Genomic DNA, 18,413 nt, shown 5'->3' with positions numbered 1-18,413 from the left:
GGAACGCTATAGCAGTTCCTCGTTCTCGTCGGGAGGCAGCGGCCCGCCCGTCTTCTCCGCCTCCAGCTTCTCCAGGTGGCGGAAGATGGTGCGCGGGTCCACGCCCAGGTCCTTGGCCGTCTTGGTGCGGTTGCCGTTGTTCCGGGCCAGGACCTCGTTGATGTAACGCTTCTGGAACTCTTCCTTCGCCTGGAGCAGCGGCATGATGGGCTCCAGGTTCTCCGGCTTGAGGTCCAGGTCGTCCGCGCCCAGGAGCGGCTTGTCCGCCAGCACCACCGCCTTCTTCAGGCGGTTCTCCAGCTCGCGGATGTTGCCCGGCCAGCCGTACTTCTTCATGGACACGGCGGCCGCGGGCGTGAAGCCGCGCGCCTTGGAGTTGAACTCGCGCGCATACTTCTGGAGGAAGAAGCGCCCCAGGACGATGACGTCCTCGCCGCGCTCGCGCAGGGGCGGCAGCTTCACGGTGACGACGTTGAGCCGGTAGTAGAGGTCCTCGCGGAACGTGTTCCGCTTCACCTCTTCCTCCAGGACCTTGTTCGTCGCGGCCACCACGCGGATGTCCACCGGCTCGCCGCGGTTCTCGCCGACCTTGTAGACGACCTTGTCCTGGAGCGCGCGCAGGAGCTTCACCTGGAGCTGGAGCGGCATCTCGCCGATTTCGTCCAGGAAGAGCGTGCCGCCGATGGCCGCCTGGAACTTGCCGGGCCGCGTGGCCACCGCGCCGGTGAAGGCGCCCTTGGCGTGGCCGAACAGCTCGCTCTCCAGCAGGTTCTCCGGGATGGCGCCGCAGTTCACCGTGATGAACGGGCCCTTGGTGCGCGGCGAGCGGCGGTGGATCTCCCGGGCGATGAGCTCCTTGCCCGTGCCCGTCTCGCCGGTAATCAGCACGGAGATGTCCGTGGGCGCGATCTTGTCGATGCGCTTGTACACGTCCCGCATGCCCTGGCACGCGCCCACGATGTCGCCGTAGCGCTGGTCCTCCAGCTTGCGGCGCAGCTCCGTGTTGTCGAGCTTCAGGTCATTCACGAGCAGCGCGTTCTGCAAGAGCAGGGACGCCTGCGCCGCGAACACCGTGAGCATGTCCAGGCTCTTGGGCTCGAAGCGGTTCACCAGCCGGTCATTGCCCACGTAGAGCACGCCGAACAGGTCGCCCTTGTGCATGACGGGCACGCACATGACGGAGTGGACCTTGAGGTTCACCACGGACTCGCTGGCCTTGAACTCCGGCGCGTCCAGCGCGTCCGCGACGATGATGGCCTTCTGGTCCTTCACCACCTTGGCGATGATGGAGTCGGACAGCTTCTCCACCGCGTCCTCGATGTTCTCCCGGGCCACGTTGCGCGCGGCCTTCACGCGCGGCTCGCCGCTCTCCATCAGGATGAGGAAGCCCTTGTCGGCGCGGGTGACCTCGATGGCCTCGTCCAGCAGGCTCTCCAGGATGCGGTCCACGTCGTAGCTGCCGAAGAGCCGCTCGCTGAACGCGGTGAGCCGCTTGAGCAGCACCAGCTCACGGCCCACCACGCCGGGCAGCTCCGCCGTGTGCGAATCCGACGACGCCATGGCGGCGGAGGGCAGGGACACCTCGCGCTCGGGCACCTCGCGGCGCACGGGCTCGCGGGGGGCGTCCTCGCGGGAGAAGGTCAGCTCGGTGCCGCCGACCTTGACCACGTCGCCGGTGGAGAGCGCGTGGTTGTCGCGGCGCTTGCCGTTGACGTGGAAGGTGGCGCCCAGGCTGCCCACTTCATAGCGGGTGCCGTCGAAGGTGACGTGCAGGGCGCTGGCGGGGACGTTGGCGTCCTCCAGCGGCACGTCGTTGTCGGATCCCCGCCCCAGGCTGGTGATGCGCTTGAGCAGGGAGACCGTGCGGACCTTTCCATCGGGGGTGCGGACGGTGAGGCTGGCCATGGGCGGACTTTGGGTTCTTGGGGCTAGAACGTGAGGGTGAAGCCGGCGCCCAGCCCACCACGGGTGGAGTACAGCCGCATGCGCGGCGGCGCGGCCTGGGAGACGGAAGGAGAGGGCTTCGGTTCGGGGCGGGACTCGACGGTGGTGCTGGTCACCACCTGGTCCTCGTGGTGGTAGACGGCGTCCACCACGCCCAGGGTGTAGACGGTGTAGAAGCCGGTGGCGGACGCGAGCTTGAGCAGCTGCCAGGTGTCCGCCTGCCGGGCGCGGTCCGTGGGGATGTAGCGAATGGGGATGGACGCGCGGCCATCTTCATCCAGCACGTTGTCCAGGTTGATGAGCCGCTCCTCGAAGAGCGAGTCGTACGCGAAGAACGCGATGATGCTGGTGATGGCCAGCACGCCCTCCGTGGCGGCGAAGGCGATGCCCATGCCGTTGCGTCCCTGCTGGAACTGGCCGGCGCCGAACGGGACGAAGTTGACCAGGAAGTTGCGCTTCTCCACGGTGCGCACGGTGACCTGGCGGGCCAGCTCCTCCGCGCGGCGGCGCTGCGTCTCCAGTGCGACGCGCTCCTGTTCCCGGCGCTCCTGTTCGGCCTTCTCGCGCTCCAGGCGCAGGCGCTGCTCCTGGCGGAGGAACTCGCGCTCGCCGGACATCTGGTTCTTGAGATCCTCGAAGTAGGCGACGGCCGGGGGCGGGACGACGAAGGGGTCCAGGCTGAAGTCGGGATCCAACCGGAGCACGGCGCGCAGGTGGCGTTCGGCGTCGTCCGTCTTGTTGAGGTTGAAGGCGGACAGGCCCGCGAGCTTGTGCAGCTCCACCAGGTCCTCTTCCGGCAGGTCGCCCCGGTCGATGCGTTGGCCCGCGCGCTCCAGCACCTCCGCGTACTTGCCGTATTCGAACGACGAGCGCAGCGCGGCGACCTCCGGATCCGCGCCCATGGGCGTCTGGGCGCGCGCGGACGCGGGGCCGAGCAGGGCGGCCAGCAGGAAGAACGCGAGAAGCAGCGGGCCGCGGCTCATTCGGGCGCCAGGCTCCCGCGCAGGGTGGTGGGCTTGCCGGGCTCCAGCAGGACGACGCGCTTCTCCGTCTTGTAGCCGGGGGAGGAGATCTCCACCTCCACGCGGTGCTGGAAGCTGGCGGGGCCGCGGGGGGAGCGGATGTCGAAGGGGTGCTGGAGGCTGTCGTTCGCGGTGCGCTCCACGTCGCCCACGCGCACGGTGGCGTCCGGCGGCTGGTAGTCCATGGCCAGCTGCGAGGCCTTCAGCAGGGCGCGCAGGCGGAAGACGTTCTCGCGGTCCGGCTTCACGTCGATGGTCTCCGTGGCGTCCTCGCAGTAGCCGCAGGAGACGGTGACGGTGTGCTCGCCCGGGGTCAGGTGCACGTCGTGCTGCGCGAGCTGCTGGGTGCCGGCGGGGCCGCCGTCCACCCGGATGGAGCCGTAGGGGCGCACGAGGATGGACACGGGGAGCTTGCCCGCGCGCGAAGACTTGGAGTCGTCCTGCGGGTCGAGGCTGGCGACCACCGCGGGGCGCGCCGGCGTGCGTTCCGGAGGGGAGGGGACGCGCGGGTTGGAGTCGGGAGGCAGGATCGCGTCTCGGCCGGGCGTGCCCGTGCCGCCCGTGCCCTGCGCGCCGTTGGGACGCGAGCCCGTGGCCTGCGAACCCTGAGGAGTGCCCGTACCATCGGGCGAACCCGTCGTGCCGCCCGCGCCCTGGCCGCCGTGAAAGGTGCCTGTGCCGTCGGGTGAACCCGTCGCGCCACCGGTGCTCCGCGAGCCGTTGGGGGCGCCCGTGCCCTGCGTTCCAGTGGACGTAGCGGCGCCGTCCGGGGCCTTCGGGCCATCCGCGCGCGGAGCCGCCGGTTGCTCTTTCGGTGTCTCGGGCGCGCTCGCGTTCATGCGGTACACCTGCCAGCCGCCCAGCCCCAACGCGAGCGCCACGCCCGCCCCGATGCCCACGCGGATGCCGCGCCTGCGCCACGTGCGCCGCCGCTGCTGACGCTGGATGCCCTTGAGCAACCCCAGCGCCCGTTCATTCGTCGCGTCCAGCGCGAGCACGTGGTTGAGGCACGCCAGCGCGCGCGGCGTCCGCTTCTCCGCGAGCTGCCGTTCCCCGCGCTCCAGCAGCGCCGCGACGATGCGCTGGCGCGCGAGCCGCTGGTACGACGGCGGATCCGCGAAGAACGAGATCAGCTCCTCGCCCACGCGGGAGAACCCCAGCCCCGCGAGCGCATCCGCCAGCGCGTCGCGCAGCTTCCCCGCGTTCGGATAGCGCCGCGCCGGATCGCGCTGGAGGCATGTCGCGCAGATCTCCGCCAGCTCGTCCGACAGCGTGGGCACGCGGCGGCGCGGGTCTTCATACGCCCCGTCCAGGATGCGCTTGAGCGTCGCGGTGGTGTTCGACGCGGTGAAGGGCAGCCGGCCCGTCATCAGCGCGTAGAACATGATCCCCAGGCTGAAGACGTCCGCCTCCGGCCCGGCCTCCAGGCCCTCGATGATCTCCGGCGACATGTGCGCGGGCGAGCCCACCAGCGCGCCCGTCACCGTCATCCGGTCCTCGATGTCCAGGAGCCGCGCGATGCCGAAGTCCATGAGCTTGAGGACCCCGTCCTCGCGCACCATGACGTTCTCCGGCTTCAGGTCGCGGTGGATGACGCCCGCTTCGTGCGCGTGCGCCAGCGCCGCCGCCAGCTCGTGGATGATCATCGCCGCCAGCTCCGGCGGCTCCAGCGGGCCCTCGTCCAGGTACGTCTTGAGCGTCCGGCCCCGGATGTACTCCGTGACGATGAAGGCGTCGTGCGCCTCCGCCGAGGAGAAGTCGAACACCTCCAGGATGTTGGGGTGGTGCAGCTTCGCCACCGCGCGAGCCTCTCGCGCCAGGCGCCGCCGCGACTCGTCCTTGCCGGCCAGGTGCGGGTGCAGCACCTTCACCGCGACCTCGCGGTCCAGGGCCGTGTCCAGGCCCTTGTACACGACGCTCATGCCCCCGGAGCCCAGCTCCTCCAGGATGCGATAGCGACCGATATGGCGGCCGACGAGCGTCATGGCGTGCGGTGCGCGCTCTCCCCTCAGTCCCCGAACCCGATGCCCATGCTCCGCGCGAACCGCACCAGGTCCCCCTGGACGTCCACGCGTCGCTCCTTGCGAGACTCACTCAACGGCACGGGGACGACCTCGTTGTTCCTGAGCGCCACCATGTGGCCCCACTGTCCGTCCCGCACCAGGTCCAGCACCTTGCACCCGTAGCGCGTGGCCAGCACCCGGTCCGCCGCGCTGGGGCTGCCGCCGCGCTGCAGGTGGCCCAGCACCGTCACGCGGATCTCCGCCTCGATGTGGCTCGCCAGCAGATCCGCGCACACCTTGCCGGAGCCGCCCAGCCGCACCACGCCGCGGCCCGGGATGTCCGCGGCCTCCGCCAGCACGGACAGCGCGCCGCCCTCCGGATACGCGCCTTCGGAGATGGCGATGATGGAGAAGCTGCGCCGCCGCGTGGCCCGCCGCTTCAGCGTCTCCAGCAGGGACTCCACGCGGTACGGAATCTCCGGGATGAGGATGAGGTCCGCGCCGCCGGCGATGCCGCTCTCCAGCGTGAGGAAGCCCGCGTGGCGGCCCATGATCTCCACCACCATCACGCGGTCATGCGCCTCCGCGGTGGAGTGCAGCCGATCCAGCGCCTCCGTGACGATGAGCCGCGCGGTGTCGAACCCGAACGTCTGGTCCGTGCCGGACAGGTCATTGTCGATGGTCTTCGGACACCCGACGACCTTCAGCCCCTTCTCCGCCAGCTGGTGCGCGATGGACAGCGTGCCGTCCCCGCCAATGGCGACCAGACCGTCCAGCCGCAACTCCTCGCAGCGGCGCAGGACCTGATCCGACACGTCCCGCTCCACCCAGCCCGAGCCCTCACGCACCGGGTAGGAGAACGGGTTCGCCTTGTTGGACGTGCCGAGGATGGTGCCGCCCTTGGGCAGGATGCCGCGCGTGTCCTCCACCCCGAGCGGGCGGACGAGCTCCGGCTCCACCAGGCCCATGTATCCGTTCTCGATGCCGACGAACGAGTGGTCGAACTCGTGCACGCCCCGTCGCACGAGGCCTCGGATGAGCGCGTTGAGTCCGGGGCAGTCACCACCGCCGGTGAGGACGCCGAGTCGAAGAGGTCGAGCCATAGGAGCGAAGAAAGTCGGACGCGGGTGTCAGTGGGAACGGGCGACACTATGACAGCAACGTCGGTGCGGATTGTAGGTGCCACCCCAGGGGGGTGCAACGCACGAATCAGCGCTGACGTCGGATCCGCGCTCGCAGGGACGCGGGGGCGACCCCTCAGTCGCGCTTGAGGCGACGCCGGGAGGCCAGCCGGTCCAGGAGGGCCTGGAGGCGATCCTCCTTCTGTGCGGGAAGGGCCCGGTCCGTGGGGGACTGCACGGGCATCTCGCGGGCCATCCGGTACAGCTCTTCCAGCCGCTCCAGCACCAGCTCGTTGCCGGGGCGCTCCTGGAGGGCCCTGCGGTACGCGGCGGCGGCGCCCACGTAGTCACCCAACGTGAAGAGCCGCTCGCCCTCCTGCATGGGCGAGGGCGGGCCCAGCGGGAGCCGCTGGGGTTCGCGCACGCGGTTCTTCAGGTGCTGCAGCTCCTCCGGCTGGAGGCTGTCGCGCAGCTGGGCCAGCCTGGCGGCCAGGGCCTCCTCGCGCGGAAAGGCGGCGAGGAGGTGCTCGAAGAGCTCGAACGCCTCCGCGAGTTCGCCCCGGCGCAAGGCGCGGTCGGCACGTGCTTCCATGTCGGCCCGGACGGCAGGGGTCATCTCGGGCGGGAGAGTAACTGTTGCCCACCCGGGATGTCACATGCGGAAAAGCCTGCGCTCGGCGGGCCGCAAGGCCTCTCAGGCGGGCGTCGCGGACGACTCCGGCAATACCGTGCTTTCCGGGACCTGCGCGCTCCGCCTCCAATGGCGGAAGATCCACACGGCCACCAACCCGTGGAGCAGCACGCCGAAGACGCCCTCGCCGTTGAAGACCCAGACCTGACCGCCGAAGAGCCCCGGCCGGCCGTTGTAGACGCTGCCGAAGAGCTGCGGGTTGATGAGGTTCCAGCTGATGTGGAAGAGGGCGGGCGGCCAGATGGAGCGCGACGCCATGTAGAGTTGCGCGAACACCACCGCGGCCACGGCGATGGACAAGAGGAACGTCACGTTCTGCCCCACGTGCCCGCGCTGCACCTTGGAGAAGATGAGGGGCAGGTGGAACGCGGCCCACACCGGCATGGTGATGGCCGCGGCCAGCGCCGGCCGGTGCATCCACCAGCGGGTCAGCGTTCCGCGCCAGCCCACCTCTTCACCCAGCTCGCTGGGGACGCCGAAGCCCACAACGGGCGACCACACCAGCGCGAACAGGCCGTAGCGCAGCCAGCGCCAGCGCTCGGGCAGCTTCGCGCCCAGCTTCTCCACCCAGCGCCAGCGCACGGACGCGGCGGCCAGCCACCACGTCACCGTCATGGCCCAGAACATGAGGATCATCACCGGCACCGTCGCCACGCCCGTGACCCCGAACGGGCCCTTGAGCAGCTCCGGCTGGTACGTGATGAAGGACGCGTCCCCCGTGATGAACCGGATCGCGTAGGCCAGCGGCGCGATGACGGCGGCGTACGCCAGGGGCAGCGCCAGCCCCAGGAACCACCACTTCCAGCCAGGGAAGGAGAAGCCCACCGCGGACGGGGGCTCGCGACGGAAGAACCACGAGCACGCGAGGCCCACGATGCCGGGCACGCACATCATCCAGCGCATCAGCCACACGGACTCGCGCGTCTCGCCGCCCATGATGAACAGGACGGCCATCGTCCAGCTCACGGCGAGCGTCACCGCGAGGAACGTGAGGGTTTCTTTCCGGGGATTCCTCATGTTCCGGAGCATACCGGTTGAACTCGTCCCGTCGAGCCCAACCTACGAGGGGAGGGCGGCCGGGCCGCCCTGCGCCCGCGTGCGCCTTCAGCTCTTGAGGACGACCTCTCGCGCGCCCTCGAGTCGTTCGGCCTGGAGGCCGCGCTCGCGGGCGGTGGTGAGCAGCAGATCCGACTCCTTCATGCGGGGCGTCTCCGGCGTGGCGGCGGGCCCGATGATGTGCTCCATCCAGGGCTCCAGGCCCATGGCGTAGTTGAAGAGCCGCTTCGCGCCCACGAGCTCCAGGAGGCGCAGGCCTTCGGCGGAGTTGCTGCCGCGGCAGCGGCGGTTCTTCTCCAGCTTGCGGTCGCGCTTCTTGGGGAAGAAGCCCTCCAGCATCCACGTGTGCGGCGCGCCGACGATCTCCGTGTTCATGAAGACCGTGTGCAGGTCGCCCACGGTGCTGCGCAGGTCGCGGTACGTCGTCTCGTCCACGCACATGGAGTCGGCGGCGAAGAACAGCCGCTCCTCGCCCGTGCGGATGATCCACGCCGTCTTGGCGTGGGCCACGTCGCCGTGCTCGCCCATGAACGGCGCGGCGATGATCTCCCCGTCCGGGATGGGCAGGGACTCGTAGAAGTAGGGCTCCAGCACGTTCTTGAAGCCGAGCGCCTTGCCCAACAGCCGGGGCGAGTAGTCACCCGCCAGGGCGCCGCTCGCGCGCGGCACCATCAGCGTGCCGACGCGGTGGCGCAGGCGCAGCAGCGTCTCGATGTCCAGGTGATCCGGGTGGCTGTGGGTGATGACCACGTAGTCGATGCGGCGGGGCAGGTCCGCGAAGGACATGCGCGCCAGCGGGCCCATCTTCTCCGGCCGCACCGGCACCACCGCGTCGATGAGGATGGACGTGCCCTTCCACTCCACCAGCACGCACGCGTGGCCCACGTAGCGGATGCGCACCCCCGGCCCGTTCCACGTCTCGGGAAGGGTCTGCGGCGCCTCCGTGAGCAGGGGCATCAGGTCCGCGTCGGACTGCACCGCGTCGCCCAGCACGTCGCGGATCCACTCCAGCGGCTTGGGCTCCAGGTCCAGGCTGAACAGCTTGTCCAGGCGCTCGTCGTGGAAGGGCACCTTCCAGTCCAGCTGCCCCGCCTCCATCAGGCGCGGCGTGGTGAGCAGCGAGTCGCGCTCCGCGTCCGCCTTCAGCCGGCGGAGCCGCATCGACTGGAGGTCCGTCTTGTGGTGACGGCCGCGGTACAGCAGGCCTTCGTGCACGCGCATGGACGGGCGGTTCACGTAGTCGTACACCAGCTCCACCACGCCCTTGAGTGGCTCCGGCAGCCGCGCGTACAGCGGCTCCAGCGACTGGCCCTTGGCCTCCGCCAGGAGCTGCGTCTGGAACTCGTCGAACGCCTCCGCCAGCTTGATGTTGTCCTCCTGCGCGGTGGTCATCCGCTGCATGAGCGCCCGCACCTCTTCGGCGCGCTCCGGCGCGATGCCCACGAAGGAGCTGCCGCTCAGCTCCGGATCCTTCGCCGCCTTCGCGTGGAAGTCCGGCGTCTGCAGGTAGGCCTTGAGCAGCGGCAGCAGGTAGGCCTGCAGATGCAGGCTCGCGGGCATGGGCGCCACCGTCATCCACCAGGCCTGGAAGTCCTGGACGAGCGGTTCGACGAGGGTGGCGTCCGCGAGGCGATACAGAGGAGCAGTCATGATGGGCGATCGCGAGGAGACACCCGCGCCCGGACTCGATTCACGGCGGTTCCGGGAAAGGGAACTCGCGGAGTCAAGGAAGGGCGGGGTGAGAGCTGAAGACCAGGAAGCAGGGCTGACGAGCGAATGTGAGCGATTCGAGCAATTTGTTCAAGTTCGGTAGAACCCATTCGTAGTGGTATTCTCGTATCCAGTTCTGCTCCCCCGGACACATTGCAAGGGCGCCTGTGCCACGCACATCGTGTGCGTGAGTCCCACAGGAAGTCGGCCCACTGAAGCCCTTGCTGCGTTCTCCGGCCTTCCACATGGGTTCTTCCTTGTCGCGTTCCCCTGAGCTGACGCCCTCGAATTCCACCCTCGTCGAAATCTTGCGGAGCCGGGCCGAGTCGCGGTCCGAACAGCCGCTGTACACCTTCCTGGATGACGCGGGGCAGGAAGACGGAACGCTGAGCTACGCGGGGCTGGACGCGCGAGCGCGGCGGATCGCCGTGGCGCTGCGGAAGGTGGCGAAGCCGGGCGAGCGCGTGATGCTGCTGTATCCGCCCGGCCTGGAGTACGTGGCGGGGTTCTTCGGGTGCCTCTACGCGGGGCTCATCGCGGTGCCGGCGTATCCGCCGGATCCGATGCGGCTGGAGCGCACGCTGCCGCGCCTGCGGGCGATCATCCAGGACGCGAACGCGACGGTGGTGCTCACCACGTCCGGCATCCTGTCCATGACGGAGTTCGTCTTCGAGCAGGCGCCGGATCTGCGCTCGCTGCACTGGGTGGGGACGGACGAGATCCCGGCGGGTGGGGAAGCGGAGTGGACGCCGCCGGCGGTGGACGCGTCGACGCTGGCGTTCCTCCAGTACACGTCCGGGTCCACGGGCTCGCCCAAGGGCGTGATGCTGAGCCACGGCAACCTGGCGCACAACCTGGCGCTGATCACGGACGCGTTCGAGCTGGGCCCCAGCAGCTCGGCCGTCATCTGGCTGCCGCCGTACCACGACATGGGGCTCATCGGCGGCATCCTCACGCCGCTGTACGCGACGTTCCACGCGGCGCTGATGTCGCCGCTGACGATGCTCAAGAATCCGCGCGTGTGGCTGGAGGCCATCACCCGGTACAAGGCCACCATCAGCGGCGGGCCGAACTTCGCGTTCGACCTGTGCATCCGGCGCATCCCGGCGGAGGAGCGGCAGTCGCTGGACCTGAGCTCGTGGAAGGTGGCGTTCACCGGCGCGGAGCCCATCCGTCCGGCGACGCTGGACCGCTTCGAGCAGGCCTTCGGGCCGCACGGCTTCAAGCGCGAGTTCTTCTTCCCGTGCTACGGCCTGGCGGAGGCGACGCTGCTGGTGTCGGGCGGGCGCGTGGAGGCGCCGCCGGTGCGCTGCGCGCTGGATGCTCCGGCGCTGGAGCAGCGCCGGGCGGTGCTGGTGGACGCGGCGAAGCCGGAGGCGCGCCTGCTGGTGGGCTGCGGCGAGGAGCGTCCGGGACACCCCGTGGTCATCGTGGATCCGCAGACGCGCGAGGCGTGCGCGCCCGGCGGCGTGGGTGAGATCTGGGTGCGTGGTCCCAGCGTGGCGCTGGGCTACTGGAGCAAGCCGGAGGCGACGGCGGAGGTGTTCCAGGCGCGTGTGAAGGGCACGGACGAAGGGCCGTTCCTGCGCACGGGCGACCTGGGCTTCATGCGGGACGGCGAGCTGTTCGTCACCGGCCGGGCCAAGGACCTGATCATCATCCGCGGCCGCAACCACTACCCGCAGGACATCGAGCAGACGGTGGAGGAGAGCCACCCTGCGCTGCGCGCTGGCAGCGTCGCGGCGGTGTCTCTGGAGGTGGCGGGCGAGGAGCGCCTGGTGGTGGTGCAGGAGATCGACCTGCGCAAGGCGGGCAACCTGCGCAAGCAGGTGGACATGGCGGAGGCGGCGGTGAAGGAGATCCGCCAGCGCGTCGCCGAGCGTCACGAGGTCCAGGTCCACGCCGTGGCGCTGATCGAGCCCGGCAGCATCCCGAAGACCTCCAGCGGGAAGATCCAGCGGCACGCGAGCAAGGCGCAGTTCCTGGCGGACGAGCTGCGCACGGTGCTGGTGTGGCGCGAGCCGGGGTTCGAGGAGGCGGAGGAGACGGAAGCCGCCGCGTCCAATGAGCCTGCCGCGGCGCCGGTCCGTGAGGACGTGCCGGAGGCCGCGCGGGCCACGCTGACGTGGCTGGTGGAGCGCGTGGCGGAGCAGCTGAAGGTGCCGGCGAAGACGGTGGACGTGCGTGAGCCCATCACTCGCTACGGCCTGGATTCGCTGAGCGCGGTGGAGCTGGCGCACGCGGTGGAGAAGGGGCTGGGGATCGCGCTGCCCATGGAGCTGCTGCTCCAGGGGCCGAGCTTGGTGGACCTGGCGAAGCGCATCACGGCGTCGAAGCTGGAGCCGAAGGCGGCGGTGCTCGCGCCCCGGCCGCGCGGGGCGACGCAGCCGCTGTCGTTCGCGCAGCAGCGCCTGTGGTTCCTGGACCGGCTGGAGCAGGGCAGCGCGCTCTACAGCATCCCGGGCGCGGTGCGGCTGGACGGCGCGCTGGACGCCGAATCGCTGCGCCGGAGCCTGGAGGAGATCGTCCGCCGGCACGAATCGCTGCGCACGACGTTCCGCGAGGAGAACGGCGAAGCGGTGCAGCTCATCCACCCGGCGAAGACCTTCGAACTGCCGGTGGTGGACCTGACGGGCTCCCCGGAGGCGTCGCGCGAGGCGGAGGCGCGGCGGTGCGTGGATGAAGAGGCCGTGCGCCCGTTCGACCTGGGCGCGGGTCCGCTGGTGCGCGCGCGGTTGCTGAAGCTGGGTGACGCGAAGCACGTGCTGCTGGTGACGATGCACCACATCGTCTCCGACGGCTGGTCCATGGGCGTGCTCGTGCGCGAGGTCGCCGCGCTCTACGACGCGTTCCGTGGCGGACGGGGTTCTCCGCTGCCGGAGCTGCGCGTGCAGTACGCGGACTTCGCGCAGTGGCAGCGGGAGTGGCTGCTGGGCGGCGTGTTGGAGAAGCAGGTCGGCTATTGGAAGCAGCGGCTGGCCGGGGCTCCCGCCGTGCTGGAGCTGCCGACGGACTTCGCGCGTCCGGCGGCGCAGACGTATCGCGGCGCGACGGTGCCGGTGAAGCTGGGCGCGGAGCTGAGCAAGGCGCTGGGCGCGCTGGCGAAGAAGGAAGGCGTCACGCCGTACATGCTGCTCCTGGCCGCGTTCCAGGTGCTGTTGGGGCGCTACAGCGGGCAGGACGACATCTCGGTCGGTTCGCCCATCACGGGCCGCTCGCGCGCGGAGACGGAGGGCCTCATCGGCTTCTTCGTCAACACGCTGGTGCTGCGCACGAAGCTTTCGGGCAACCCGAGCTTCCGCGCGCTGCTGGCCCAGGTGAAGGAGACGACGCTGGGTGCGTACGCGCACCAGGACGTGCCGTTCGAGAAGCTGGTGGAGGAGCTCCAGCCGCAGCGCAGCCTGAGCCACGCGCCGCTGTTCCAGGTGATGTTCGTGTTGCAGCAGGACGTGCTGCCGCACTTCCGTCTGCCGGGCGTGGAGCTGTCGCCGTACGAGGTGGAGTCGAAGACGGCGAAGTTCGACCTCACGCTCTACCTGACGGAGACGGTGGGCGGGCTGGAAGGGACGCTCGAGTACAACACGGACCTGTTTGCCGCGGCGACGGCGCGCCGGATGATGGAGCACCTGCGGGTGCTTCTGGAGTCGCTGCTCACGGATCCGGGCGCGAAGCTGTCCGACCTGTCGCTGATGGGAGCACAGGAGAAGCAGTCGCTGCTGAAGGACGTGTCGGGGACGGACCTGTCGGCCCCGGTGAGCGGGACGATGCAGGCGCTCTTCGAGGCGCAGGCGGTTCGCACGCCGGATGCGCCCGCGGTCCACTTCGACGGGCAGATGCTGACGTACGCGCAGCTGGACGCGCAGGCGAATCAGCTGGCGCACCACCTGCGTGGCCTGGGCGTGGGCCCGGACACGCTGGTGGGCGTGAGCCTGGAGCGCTCCGCGCGGATGGTGGTGGCGCTGCTGGGCGTGCTGAAGGCCGGTGGCGCCTACGTGCCGCTGGATCCGGCGTACCCGCGTGACCGTCTGGGCTGGATGTTGGAGGACGCGCAGGCGCCGGTGCTGCTGACGCAGCAGAAGCTGCTGGGCGTGCTGCCCGAGCACTCCGCGAAGGCCGTCTGCGTGGACACGGACTGGGCCGTCATCGCGCGGCAGCCGACCACGCCTGTCGCGACGAGCACGGGCGTGGGGAACCTGGCGTACGTGCTGTACACGTCGGGCTCCACGGGCCGTCCGAAGGGCGTGGCGATCGAGCAGCGCAGCGTGGTGGCGTTCCTGCACTGGGCGACGGCTGCGTTCACGAAGCAGCAGCTGGCCGGCGTGCTGGCGGCGACGTCGCTGAACTTCGACCTGTCGGTGTTCGAGGTCTTCGCGCCGCTGAGCAGCGGCGGTGCCGTCATCGTCGCGGAGAACGCGCTGGCGTTGCCGACGCTGAAGGACGCGGGTCGCGTGACGCTGGTGAACACGGTGCCCTCCGCGATGGCGGAGCTGGTGCGCAGCCAGGGCGTGCCGGAGTCGGTGCGCACGGTGAACCTCGCCGGTGAGCCGCTGCTGAACCGGCTGGCTCAGGCGCTGTACGGGCTGAAGAACGTGGAAGGCGTCTACAACCTCTACGGCCCGACGGAAGACACGACGTACTCGACGTACACGCGCGTGGAGAAGGACGGCGCTCGGGAGCCGACGATTGGCCGCCCGCTGACGGGCTCGCGCGCCTACGTGCTGGATGCGTGGCTGCGTCCGGTGCCGCAGGGCGTGCCGGGCGAGCTGTATCTGGCGGGTGCGGGCCTTGCGCGTGGCTACCTGGCGAAGCCGTCGCTGACGGCGGAGCGCTTCGTGCCGAACCCGTTCTCGGAGCAGCCGGGTGCGCGGATGTACCGCACGGGTGACCGCGTGCGCTGGCTGGCCACGGGCGAGCTGGAGTACCTGGGCCGCATCGACTTCCAGGTGAAGGTGCGCGGCTTCCGCATCGAGCTGGGCGAGGTGGAGTCGGCGCTCGCGTCGCAGCCCGGCGTGCGCGAGTCGGTGGTCGTGGTGCGCGAGGACGTGCCGGGCGACAAGCGCCTGGTGGCGTACGTGGCGGGCGCGTCCCTGGACGTGGCGGAGCTGCGCAAGGGCCTGAAGGCGCGGCTGCCGGAGTACATGGTGCCGTCGGCCTTCGTGGTGCTGAACGCTCTGCCGCTGACGCCGAACGGGAAGGTGGACCGCAAGGCACTGCCGGTTCCGGAGGCGCAGGCCCAGGCCCAGTACGTGGCACCGAGCACGGCGACGGAAGAGCAGGTGGCGACGCTCTTCGCGCAGTTGCTGCGCGTCGAGCGCGTGGGCGCCGAGGACTCGTTCTTCGAACTGGGCGGCCACTCGCTGCTGGCGATGCAGCTGGTCTCCCGGCTGCGCACGGCCTTCGGCGTCGAGGTCCCGCTGCGTTCGCTCTTCGAGCTGAGCACGGTGGCGTCGCTCGCGGCGTTCGTCGACGGGAAGAAGCAGCAGGCGGAAGGCGCGAACCTGCCGCCGCTGAAGCGGGTGTCGCGTGAGGGCGTGCTGCCCCTGTCATTCGCGCAGCAGCGCCTGTGGTTCCTGGACCGGTTGGAGCAGGGCAGCGCGCTCTACAACATCCCGGGCGCGGTGCAGTTGGAGGGCGCGCTGGATGTGGAGGCCCTGCGGCTGACGCTCCAGGAGATCGTCGCGCGGCACGAGTCGCTGCGCACGACGTTCCGTGAGGAGAACGGCGAGGCGGTGCAGATCATTCACACCGCGGGCCGGATGGACCTGCCCCTGGTGGACCTGTCGACCGCGGCCGAAGCAGAGACCCAGCGTCTGGTCAACGAGGAGGCCGTGCGGCCCTTCGACCTGGGCACGGGGCCGCTCTTCCGCGCGAAGTTGCTGAAGCTGGGTGAGGCGAAGCACGTGCTGCTGGTGACGATGCACCACATCGTCTCCGACGGTTGGTCGCTGGGTGTCCTCGTGCGTGAGATGGCCGCGCTCTACGAGGCGCACTCGCAGGGCCGCGCCATGCCGCTGCCGGAGCTGGCGGTGCAGTACGCGGACTTCGCGCAGTGGCAGCGGGAGTGGCTGCTGGGCGGGGCGCTGGAGAAGCAGGTTGGCTACTGGAAGCAGCAGCTGGCCGGGGCCCCGGCGATGTTGGAGCTGCAGACGGACTTCGCGCGTCCGGCGGTGCAGACGTACCGTGGCGCGACGGTGCCGGTAAAGCTGGGCGCGGACCTGAGCCGCACGCTGAACGCGCTGGCGAAGCAGGAAGGCGTCACCCCGTACCAGCTGCTGCTCGCGGCGTTCCAGGTGCTGCTGGCGCGGTACACGGGCCAGGACGACATCTCCGTCGGCTCGCCCATCGCGGGCCGCACGCAGGCGGAGACGGAAGGGCTCATCGGCTTCTTCGTCAACACGCTGGTGCTGCGCACCAAGCTCGCGGGCAACCCGACCTTCCAGCAGGTGCTCAAGCAGGTACGCGAGACGACGCTGGGCGCGTACGCGCACCAGGACGTGCCGTTCGAGAAGCTGGTGGAGGAACTCCAGCCGCAGCGCAGCCTGAGCCATGCGCCGCTGTTCCAGGTGATGTTCGCGCTGCAGCAGGACGTGCTGCCGCACCTGAAGCTGTCGGGCGTGGAGCTGTCGCCGTACGAAGTGGAAGCGAAGACGGCGAAGTTCGACCTCACGCTCTTCCTCACGGAGACCGCGGGCGGCCTGGAAGGAACGCTCGAGTACAACACCGACCTGTTCACGGCGGCGACGGCACAGCGGATGACGGAGCACCTGCGGGTGTTGCTGGAGTCCGTGGCGGTGCGGCCCATGGCGAAGGTGTTCGACCTTGCGCTGATGAGCGCGCAGGAGAAGCAGACGCTGCTGATGGACGTGTCGGGGACGGATCTGCCGGCCCCGGTCAGCGGGACGATGCAGGCGCTCTTCGAGGCGCAGGCGGTTCGCACGCCGGATGCAGCGGCCGTCTACTTCGACGGACAGGTGCTGACGTACGCACAGCTGGAGGCGCAGGCGAACCAGCTGGCGCACCACCTGCGTGGCATGGGCGTGGGCCCGGACACGCTGGTGGGCGTGAGCCTGGAGCGTTCCGCGCGGATGGTGGTGGCGCTGCTGGGCGTGCTGAAGGCCGGTGGCGCCTACGTGCCGCTGGATCCGGCGTACCCGCAGGATCGTCTGGGCTGGATGCTGGAGGACGCGCAGGCGCCGGTGGTGCTGACGCAGCAGAAGCTGCTGGGCGTGCTCCCCGCGCATTCGGCGCGCAACGTGTTCCTGGATACGGATTGGGAGACCATCTCCAAGAACCCTGTTTCGCGCGTCGATGCGCGCACCGGCCTGAGGAACCTGGCGTACGTGCTGTACACGTCGGGTTCGACGGGCCGTCCGAAGGGCGTGGCCATCGAGCAGCGCAGCGTGATTGCGTTCCTGCACTGGGCGACGGCGTTCTTCACGCCGCAGCAGCTGTCGGGCATGTTGGCGTCGACGTCGCTGAACTTCGACATCTCGGTGTTCGAAGTCTTCGCGCCGCTGAGCGTCGGTGGTTCCGTCATCGTCGCGGAGAACGCACTGGCGCTCCCGACGATGAAGGACGCGAGCCGGGTGACGCTGGTGAACACGGTGCCCTCCGCGATGGCGGAGTTGCTGCGCAGCGGGGGCGTGCCGGAGACCGTGCGGACGGTGAACCTCGCCGGTGAGCCGCTGCTGAACCGGCTGGCGCAGGCCGTCTACGGGCTGAAGAACGTGGACGCCGTCTACAACTTCTACGGCCCGACGGAAGACACGACGTACTCGACGTACTTGCGAGTGGAGAAAGGCGCGACGCGGGAGCCGACGGTGGGCCGTCTCCTGACGGGCTCGCGGGGGTACGTGCTGGATGCGTGGCTGCGTCCGGTGCCGCAGGGTGTGCCGGGCGAGTTGTACATCGCGGGTGCGGGCCTCTCGCGAGGCTACCTGGCGAAGCCTGCTCTGACGGCGGAGAGGTACGTCCCCAACCCGTTCAGCGACGAGCCCGGCGCGCGGATGTACCGCACGGGCGACCGCATCCGCTGGTTGCCGAACGGCGAGCTGGAGTACCTGGGTCGCTTCGACTTCCAGGTGAAGGTGCGTGGTTTCCGCATCGAGCTGGGTGAAGTGCAGTCGGTGCTGTCCACGCAGCCTGGCGTGCGCGAGTCCGTGGTGGTGGTGCGCGAGGACGTGCCGGGCGACAAGCGCTTGGTGGCATACGTCGCGGGCGCGACGCTGGACGTGGCGGAGCTGCGCAAGGGCCTGAAGGCGCGGCTGCCTGAGTACATGGTGCCGTCGGCGTTCGTGGTGCTGAACGCTCTGCCGCTGAATCCGAACGGGAAGGTGGACCGCAAGGCACTACCGGTGCCGGAGGCCCAGTCTGCGCAGGGACAGTACGTGGCCCCGCGCACGGCGACGGAGGAGCAGGTGGCCTCGCTCTTCGCGCAGCTGCTGCGCGTGGAGCGCGTGGGCGCGGAGGACTCGTTCTTCGAGCTGGGCGGCCACTCGCTGCTGGCGATGCAGCTGGTCTCCCGGCTGCGCGCCGCCTTGGGCGTCGAAGTCCCGCTGCGTTCGCTCTTCGAGCTGAGCACGGTGGCTTCGCTCGCGGCGTTCGTGGACACGGCCGTTTCGGGCCGTGATGCGTCCAGGGCCCCGGCGATCACGCCTCGGCCCCGGAGCGCCACGGAGTCGCTGTCGTTCGCGCAGCAGCGTCTGTGGTTCCTGGACCAGCTGGAGCAGGGCAGCGCCTTCTACAACGTGGCGGGCGGTGTGAAGCTGGAAGGCACGCTGCATGTGGATGCCATGCGGCGGGCCCTGGAAGAGATCGTCCGCCGGCATGGGTCGCTGCGCACGACCTTCCGCGATGAGAACGGTCA

Annotated in this window: 8 protein-coding genes (1 of these 8 only partly in view); 1 reads left to right on the top strand and 7 read right to left on the bottom strand. The window is 69.9% G+C overall.

Features of this window, described 5'->3' with window-relative positions:
* Positions 1–6: 6 nt before the first annotated feature.
* The 7 genes from D7V80_RS01200 to D7V80_RS01170 all read right to left on the bottom strand — a co-directional run bounded on the left by D7V80_RS01200 (position 7) and on the right by D7V80_RS01170 (position 9,487).
* Positions 7–1,905: a sigma 54-interacting transcriptional regulator gene (locus tag D7V80_RS01200; RefSeq protein ID WP_120586423.1), complete on the bottom strand. Its 1,899-nt coding sequence runs from the start codon at positions 1,903–1,905 to the stop codon at positions 7–9.
* 23 nt (positions 1,906–1,928) lie between these two features.
* Complete coding sequence (locus tag D7V80_RS01195; RefSeq protein ID WP_120586422.1) at positions 1,929–2,927, bottom strand: hypothetical protein; 999 nt, start codon at positions 2,925–2,927, stop codon at positions 1,929–1,931.
* Positions 2,924–4,951: a serine/threonine-protein kinase gene (locus D7V80_RS01190; protein WP_120586421.1), complete on the bottom strand. Its 2,028-nt coding sequence runs from the start codon at positions 4,949–4,951 to the stop codon at positions 2,924–2,926. Before D7V80_RS01190 ends, D7V80_RS01195 begins: the two co-directional genes overlap by 4 nt.
* Positions 4,952–4,974: 23 nt before the next feature.
* On the bottom strand, positions 4,975–6,072 hold the full coding sequence (locus D7V80_RS01185; RefSeq protein ID WP_120586420.1) for a 6-phosphofructokinase: 1,098 nt from the start codon (positions 6,070–6,072) through the stop codon (positions 4,975–4,977).
* 154 nt (positions 6,073–6,226) lie between these two features.
* Entirely contained in the window at positions 6,227–6,706 is a 480-nt protein-coding gene (locus D7V80_RS01180; RefSeq protein ID WP_120563043.1) for a hypothetical protein, read from the bottom strand.
* Positions 6,707–6,784: 78 nt separating this feature from the next.
* Positions 6,785–7,798, bottom strand: a complete 1,014-nt coding sequence (locus tag D7V80_RS01175; protein ID WP_158616530.1) for a CPBP family intramembrane glutamic endopeptidase — start codon at positions 7,796–7,798, stop codon at positions 6,785–6,787.
* 87 nt (positions 7,799–7,885) lie between these two features.
* Positions 7,886–9,487, bottom strand: coding sequence for an MBL fold metallo-hydrolase (locus tag D7V80_RS01170; RefSeq protein ID WP_120586418.1), 1,602 nt, complete (start codon positions 9,485–9,487; stop codon positions 7,886–7,888).
* Positions 9,488–9,804: 317 nt separating this feature from the next.
* Here D7V80_RS01170 and D7V80_RS01165 point away from each other — a divergent pair, with 317 nt between their 5' ends.
* Positions 9,805–18,413, top strand: the 5' portion of a protein-coding gene (locus D7V80_RS01165; RefSeq protein ID WP_158616529.1) for a non-ribosomal peptide synthetase. It continues 22,891 nt past the right edge of the window; 8,609 of the gene's 31,500 nt are visible here — the first part of the coding sequence; its start codon is at positions 9,805–9,807; its stop codon lies beyond the right edge, outside the window.

This window comes from Corallococcus sp. CA054B (genome assembly GCF_003611625.1).
Lineage (GTDB): Bacteria > Myxococcota > Myxococcia > Myxococcales > Myxococcaceae > Corallococcus > Corallococcus coralloides.
The sequence above is the reverse complement of the archived record's forward strand: the minus strand, read 5'-3'. Positions and strand labels throughout refer to the sequence as shown.